The organism is Microcoleus sp. B6-A1, assembly GCF_036705085.1.
GTDB lineage: Bacteria > Cyanobacteriota > Cyanobacteriia > Cyanobacteriales > Microcoleaceae > Microcoleus.
Genome location: NZ_JAUBTU010000162.1, coordinates 1 through 5491, shown reverse-complemented (window position 1 = coordinate 5491; position 5491 = coordinate 1). Strand labels below are relative to the sequence as shown.

General features: G+C 49.4%; 8 protein-coding genes and 1 pseudogene. 4 read left to right on the top strand and 5 right to left on the bottom strand.

The features are described 5' to 3' along the window. From QUB11_RS30635 to QUB11_RS30615, 5 genes and pseudogenes are all read right to left on the bottom strand, one after another. Nucleotides 1-324, bottom strand: a pseudogene (locus QUB11_RS30635) (hypothetical protein); the annotation flags it as partial. After that, on the bottom strand, nucleotides 317-547 hold the full coding sequence (locus QUB11_RS30630; RefSeq protein WP_333207460.1) for a hypothetical protein: 231 nt from the start codon (nucleotides 545-547) through the stop codon (nucleotides 317-319). The pseudogene QUB11_RS30635 and the gene QUB11_RS30630, both read right to left, overlap by 8 nt. 68 nt (nucleotides 548-615) lie before the next feature. Further along, nucleotides 616-1095 carry a hypothetical protein gene (locus tag QUB11_RS30625; protein WP_333207459.1) on the bottom strand — a complete coding sequence of 160 codons (480 nt, stop codon included), beginning with the start codon at nucleotides 1093-1095 and terminating at the stop codon, nucleotides 616-618. Nucleotides 1096-1169: 74 nt separating this feature from the next. Beyond that, complete coding sequence (locus tag QUB11_RS30620) at nucleotides 1170-1448, bottom strand: HU family DNA-binding protein (protein ID WP_333207446.1); 279 nt, start codon at nucleotides 1446-1448, stop codon at nucleotides 1170-1172. A gap of 87 nt (nucleotides 1449-1535) precedes the next feature. Beyond that, nucleotides 1536-1919 (bottom strand): hypothetical protein, encoded by a 384-nt coding sequence (locus QUB11_RS30615; RefSeq protein WP_333207457.1) that lies wholly within the window; start codon nucleotides 1917-1919, stop codon nucleotides 1536-1538. A 148-nt stretch (nucleotides 1920-2067) separates the two neighbouring features. Between QUB11_RS30615 and QUB11_RS30610 the strand changes: the two genes are divergently transcribed. The 4 genes from QUB11_RS30610 to QUB11_RS30595 form a co-directional block, all read left to right on the top strand. Continuing rightward, nucleotides 2068-3624 (top strand): hypothetical protein, encoded by a 1557-nt coding sequence (locus QUB11_RS30610; protein WP_333207455.1) that lies wholly within the window; start codon nucleotides 2068-2070, stop codon nucleotides 3622-3624. A 120-nt stretch (nucleotides 3625-3744) separates the two neighbouring features. Continuing rightward, nucleotides 3745-4164 (top strand): hypothetical protein, encoded by a 420-nt coding sequence (locus QUB11_RS30605; RefSeq protein WP_333207454.1) that lies wholly within the window; start codon nucleotides 3745-3747, stop codon nucleotides 4162-4164. A gap of 134 nt (nucleotides 4165-4298) precedes the next feature. Then, nucleotides 4299-5111 (top strand): hypothetical protein, encoded by an 813-nt coding sequence (locus tag QUB11_RS30600; protein WP_333207453.1) that lies wholly within the window; start codon nucleotides 4299-4301, stop codon nucleotides 5109-5111. Nucleotides 5112-5126: 15 nt separating this feature from the next. Next, a partial coding sequence (locus QUB11_RS30595; protein ID WP_333207452.1) for a hypothetical protein occupies nucleotides 5127-5491 on the top strand: 365 nt, incomplete at its 3' end.

Sequence of the window (5491 nt, the reverse complement as noted above, 5' to 3'; positions counted from 1 at the left end):
GACTGTGTATTCTGTATCAGCAACCTCGACTGTGTATTCTGTATCAGCAATGGTTGGGGCTGGTGATACAGAATCAACAACGGGCGGCGCGGGTGCAAGTGTGACTTCATCAGGATAGAGAAAGTCCCACTCGTTTGTAAATGGATTCCAAAATTGCAGCGAGCCGTCGATCGGGTGCACGCGGTTAACTTTGTAAATTTCGCCGCGTTTTACCCATGCGGCAATCGCCGGCTTTCGTCGCAGCTTCACCCAGTCGCCGGCTTTGTAGAGGCTTCCCACTTCGGCGGTCACGGTGTCAAAAAGTGAAAGTTGAGCACTAACCATTAAGCTTAAATCCTTTCCGCTCGACTGTTTCGCCTTCGCTCGATTCATCATATGAAAGGAATACAACTCGCTCTAGATATAAGAGCGCAAACCCCACAGCATACTGAGCGTCAAACAATGCAGCACGAGTTTCTTTGTCATCGGTGCGGCATAATTCTTTCAGAATTCCCGATCTCACTGTATGAAGTGAAATAACCAACGGTCTAACCGTGTTGGGTTCCATAAGTCCTCTAAATTAGTTGTCTAGTGGTTGTCTAGTAGCCGATCGCCCTTCACGACATCGGCCGCTTCCTACATATCGAGCTCGAAGCCTTCGCTTTCTAACTGTCGCTGGAGCGCGTACATCATCGCAGCACCGGCAGCCAAAGTTTTGGGGTCAATATCTTCATCGCCCGCCACAACTTCCGCTCTCTTGTACCCGGTGCAGCGGCAGCCGAGGTTTTGCAAGAATCTCTCGCAGAATTCCTCGCACTGCTGCCAAGGTTCTTCCTCGGTTCCGTCTGACATTAGGATGTCCGCATCAGGGTTCCAGCCGAGTTCCAGCACTTTGTAAGTTTCAGACTCTGGGTTGAACAAATTCTGAAGTTGGCGAGCTGTTTCGATCGCAATCTTGGTAAAGGTATCGCCTCCTACGCTGGGATGACGGGTAGCCAATTGAATGTGACTGATAATCGCAATGGTTGCCAGCGGTGGAAGTTCTACAGATGCCGGCGGCAAGTCTTGCATTTTGTTCACTTCATCGGCGTATTTCTTCAGGTCGGGATACTTCATGATTGTCTGTCTAGTGTTTGTCTAGTGGTTGCAGCCGATCGCACTTCACGACGATCGGCAATTGTCTACATTGTCTACAGTCTGTTTACAGCGTCTCGAAACTGCTTGCCTGCTGAAAATGCAGGAACTGTAGTTGCTGGAATCTCCATCTTCTCCCCAGTTTTGGGGTTGCGGCCCTCACGTGCTTTACGGTCGCGAGCCTCGAATGAGCCAAAACCGACTAGCGTTACTTTCTCCCCGTCGGCGACTGCCTGAGTGATGGCATCAATTAAGGCATTTAACACTTCATTGACTACCTTCTGGGTTGCCTGTGCTTTGGTGGCGGCCACTTCCACCAGTTCTCCTTTGTTCATAAGTGCGATCGCCTCAATGACTAATATCTAATGACTAATATCTAACGCAAAAGCCAGCACGAGACGCTGTGCTGGCTTCTGTTGCGATTATTCTGCGAGGTTTTCCCCGCCGTTATCGTTGGATGACTCTGCTTGCAGTTCTAAATCTTGCAACTCTTTGAGCTTGCGAAGATTTTCAATTTTCTGCTCGTACTCTTTCGCCTCTTCCCTGTACCACACGATGCACTCCCTCGATTTGGCCAACTGTTTTTCTGCATCATCTAACAGTTGGTCGAGAATTCCCCCAATGGCGTTTTTAAGACCAATTCCCTCCGTGCTACTTTTTCGATCAAGTGCGATGCGCTGAGTCCCATCTCCCTCGCCAATTCGTCCAGCATCCTGACTGCTGTTGGCGTCAACCCATAACTCTTGGGACTCTTTGTCTCCCCGTAAGGCTTCTCTTTCGCTCTTCTGACCATAGGTGTTGTTCATAAACTCTCCACTAGATTAACAAAGACTTAATTAAGACGTTGACATATCCTTAATTAAGAGTCTATCATACTTGCATGGTCTTAATTAAGGCGCACTGCATACCCTTTAATGTTGACGGGTGGGCAACTCCCACCCTTTCCCCTAACCTATGTACACCCTGGAACAGTTAGAACAGAAGAATCTTAAAGAATTAAAGGAAATCGGCTGGCAGCTAAACGTTCTCCCAGACGGCGACAGACGGTGCCGCCAAAACTGGATAGATGCCCTAGTCGGCGTTCAGCCCCCGCTGCTGCAACTGCTGGAAGATTCCCCCGTGGCGGAAGTTGAACCAGTCCAGGAGGCGATCGAAGTTCAAGACCAGGAGCCGCTGCTGGAATCTTCCCCCGAAGCAGTTGAGTGTCCTAGTTGTGGTGCGGCTCATGCCTTGTACACCACAAAAGATTGTCTAGATAAACCGCTTATCCGTTGCCTGCACTGCGATTACAGCAGGTTCAAAAACTACCCCGGCGCAATTCAACTTGAAGTCCAGGAGCCGCCGATCGAGTCCAAATTTGGCCGCATCGTTTACCGCATCGTTTACCCGAAACCGGCCGTTAAGCCGATCGCACAAAATGCAGAAACTAGATCCCAACTCGACAGAACAGAAAGTGCTGATGTACATAACCGGCGCTCTCATCCCGCCGAATCAGTTCGAGATAGCAGCGGCGCTAAAGCTGAAGCACTGGGAAGCAAAGAAGGCGATCGAGTATTGGCGCTGGCAGGGAATAGTAAAGCAGTTCGAGGGGGAGTTTTACCCCATCAGTCAATTGAACTAGCGGTCACATTCAACGATGAACAACCGCCGAACCGGGGCGAGGGCAAGGGACGGATTGAGCCAAAAGTGAGCCAAAGTGCGATCGCTCCTGCGGCCAATTCCCCTGGTTTTAAGAGCAAGTCAACCGCTCATCAACTTTTGGAATTGTTCAAGAGTTCCGCGCACATCATCCCCGACTCCCCCGCTAATGAGAAAGTGACTGAAACTGTGATCGGGCAAACTGAATCTGCTCAGAATCCGACGCCGACAGGCTGCACTTTATCGGCTGAGTTTTTGGCTCGCTATTCCCCGCCACAGACCCAGATTTTCCACTTCCAATCCGAGCTAGACGGGCAACTGAACTTGCTCGACTTTGAAGTGGAATCAACAGATGAACCACCAGACCCGGATGATTTTGAATCCCTCGATGCGTTCCAAAGGGCGATCGCCCTTTGGGACGCCCAACACCCGGAACTGATAGAAATCGGCCTCGATTCCTTCTGCGAGTGGGCCCCTTGCCCTGATGAATGGTACGAACCGGAACCGTCCGAAGTGATGGAACTTTCGGGAGCCGGTGAAAGTTCCATCACTTGCGAATTCCTTATTCCTGTTTTTGACGCTTGGTGCGATCGCGCTGCGCGACAAACCGACACCGACGAACCGCCAAACCCAGAGGATTACGATTCGATGTTCGCCTTTTGGGCTGCCTACGACGCTTGGGTTAGTAAAGATGACGACACCGACGAACCGCCCGACACAGGGATTTTTGCCCGACTACCTAAACCCAAACCGCCCAGTTTTCCGCCGATGATTGTCGGCAAGGGCGATCGGGCAAACAGTATCAGGAAGTTTGCTCGCGGTGCAACACTTGCGATCGGGCGAGCTCCACCGGGAGGTGATGCGATGCAATAGGAACCGCTTGCATGAAGCATTGAACAACTTATCTCCCATGAATCATCTGAATAGTGCGATCGTCTTAGGAGACGTTAGGGCGATCGCTTCCTCGAACCATCATTAAACAGGTAAAAATCAATGACTTTTCTGAAGATTTCCATTCCCGTCTACAAAAAAGACAAATGGGAACGACTCGAAAAAGATGGAAAACTGGAAGTTAGCAGCGAAGTAGACAGCCTTTCAGATGCCTATGAAATGCTGAAGCAACAGCTTGATAATCTACTGGCTGAGCTTGATGCTCAAAACCGTTTAGCGGAAGATTCCGAGAGCTTAGAGCGGCAAATTCAGCAGAAAGCTTACACCCTGAAAACTCTAACCAAGGACATTGAGCGAGCAACGGAACACTATGAAAGCCTGAAGCTTTTCTTAGAAAGGCTGGGCATAGACCCGACTGCTTACCAACTCACGTTTGATAAGAGATTCTTACTACAAGACGCATCTTTGTCCGAGGTGGAAATTGTGCCGCCTGAGCCAAGATACCCGGACGGCGTTATTTAACAACCAACTTTGAAGCGATTACTCCGTGAAAGAGAATCGCTTCCTACTAACAACTAACATGGAAATTACCGCCGATGCATTCCCTGGAACGATTCACACCGAAAACGCGCCCACACTTTACTAACCACTGATAAATGGAAAGCACTGCCAATTCATTTTTAAACGAACCGCTCAGTGAGTTTCAACCGCTCTTGGACTTCGCAGAAGAAACCCTCGCTACCGCCCCTTACAACGATTTGAGCGAACTGACGCACGAAATTAAAAGGGGATTTCTAGACTACGTGCGGCAAGGAATCATGCTTCAGACAATCCGCCGATATCGTTTGTATAAGTCCAAATTTAAGGATTTTAAAACCTACTGCGAGCAAGGACTCGGCCGTCAGCACTTCTACTGCAAGCAAATCATCAAAGCAGCCGACATCTGCCTGCGATTAATTAAGTCTGGCTTCAAAATTTTGCCCAACTGCGTAGCCCAAGCTACAACGCTGGGGAAATACGCAGCGGTGGACAAGTACGGCGACAGCCCCCTAGAGAGCAAGTGGCAGGAAGTGGTCGAGACCGTACCGAAGGAAAGGATTTCAGCAGTGACGATTGCCGAAACCATTGACGAGAACCCAGAACCCAGACTGCAGCAAGTCCGTATTAAGAAGGACACTTACGCACTGCTAGCCAAGAAAGCAGCAGCGGCCGGTATTTCCTTCCAAGAGCTGATGGACAGAATCGCGGACGAGTACAAGCCCCATCAAGAGGAAGAAGAAGAGCCAACCATACCCACTCCGGAGCAAGAGGAGATTTTAGATCAGCTAGACACCGAGTTTCAGAAAGACACCGGCGCGATCGGCAAAAGCGACAAACCGCTACCAGGCTTAGGAAAAAACAAACCCTCACGAAGCTATCAAAAAGCTATCAGACCGAATAGATCCGACAAAGCGTCGGACTCATCCTAGTTAGGTTTAAAAACCATGCACAATACTTTCACCTATCGGCATTCTGACTTGCCCACGTTTCGTCCTGAAATAAAAGCTGAAATCATAGCGGTAGGACTTCACGTTGACGACTTGATTCTTAAAAGTCAAGGCAATTACCGCGAGCTTGAAGAGTTGGCGGAAACCTTAGATAACTGCCTAAGCACTTGCGAGCTTAATCTCAAATCAATTCAGATAATCCCCGACAACAGTTTGCAACCGCATATCAGCATGAGAGATTTGCCTATGGAAGAGAAACAAATCATTTTCTCTACCGCCCTTACATCTTCCATCGCGATCGAAGCTTTAGCTTCAGTTTTTGGCAAAAGCCCCCAGCAGATAGCTAGCGAACTTGCGGAAAA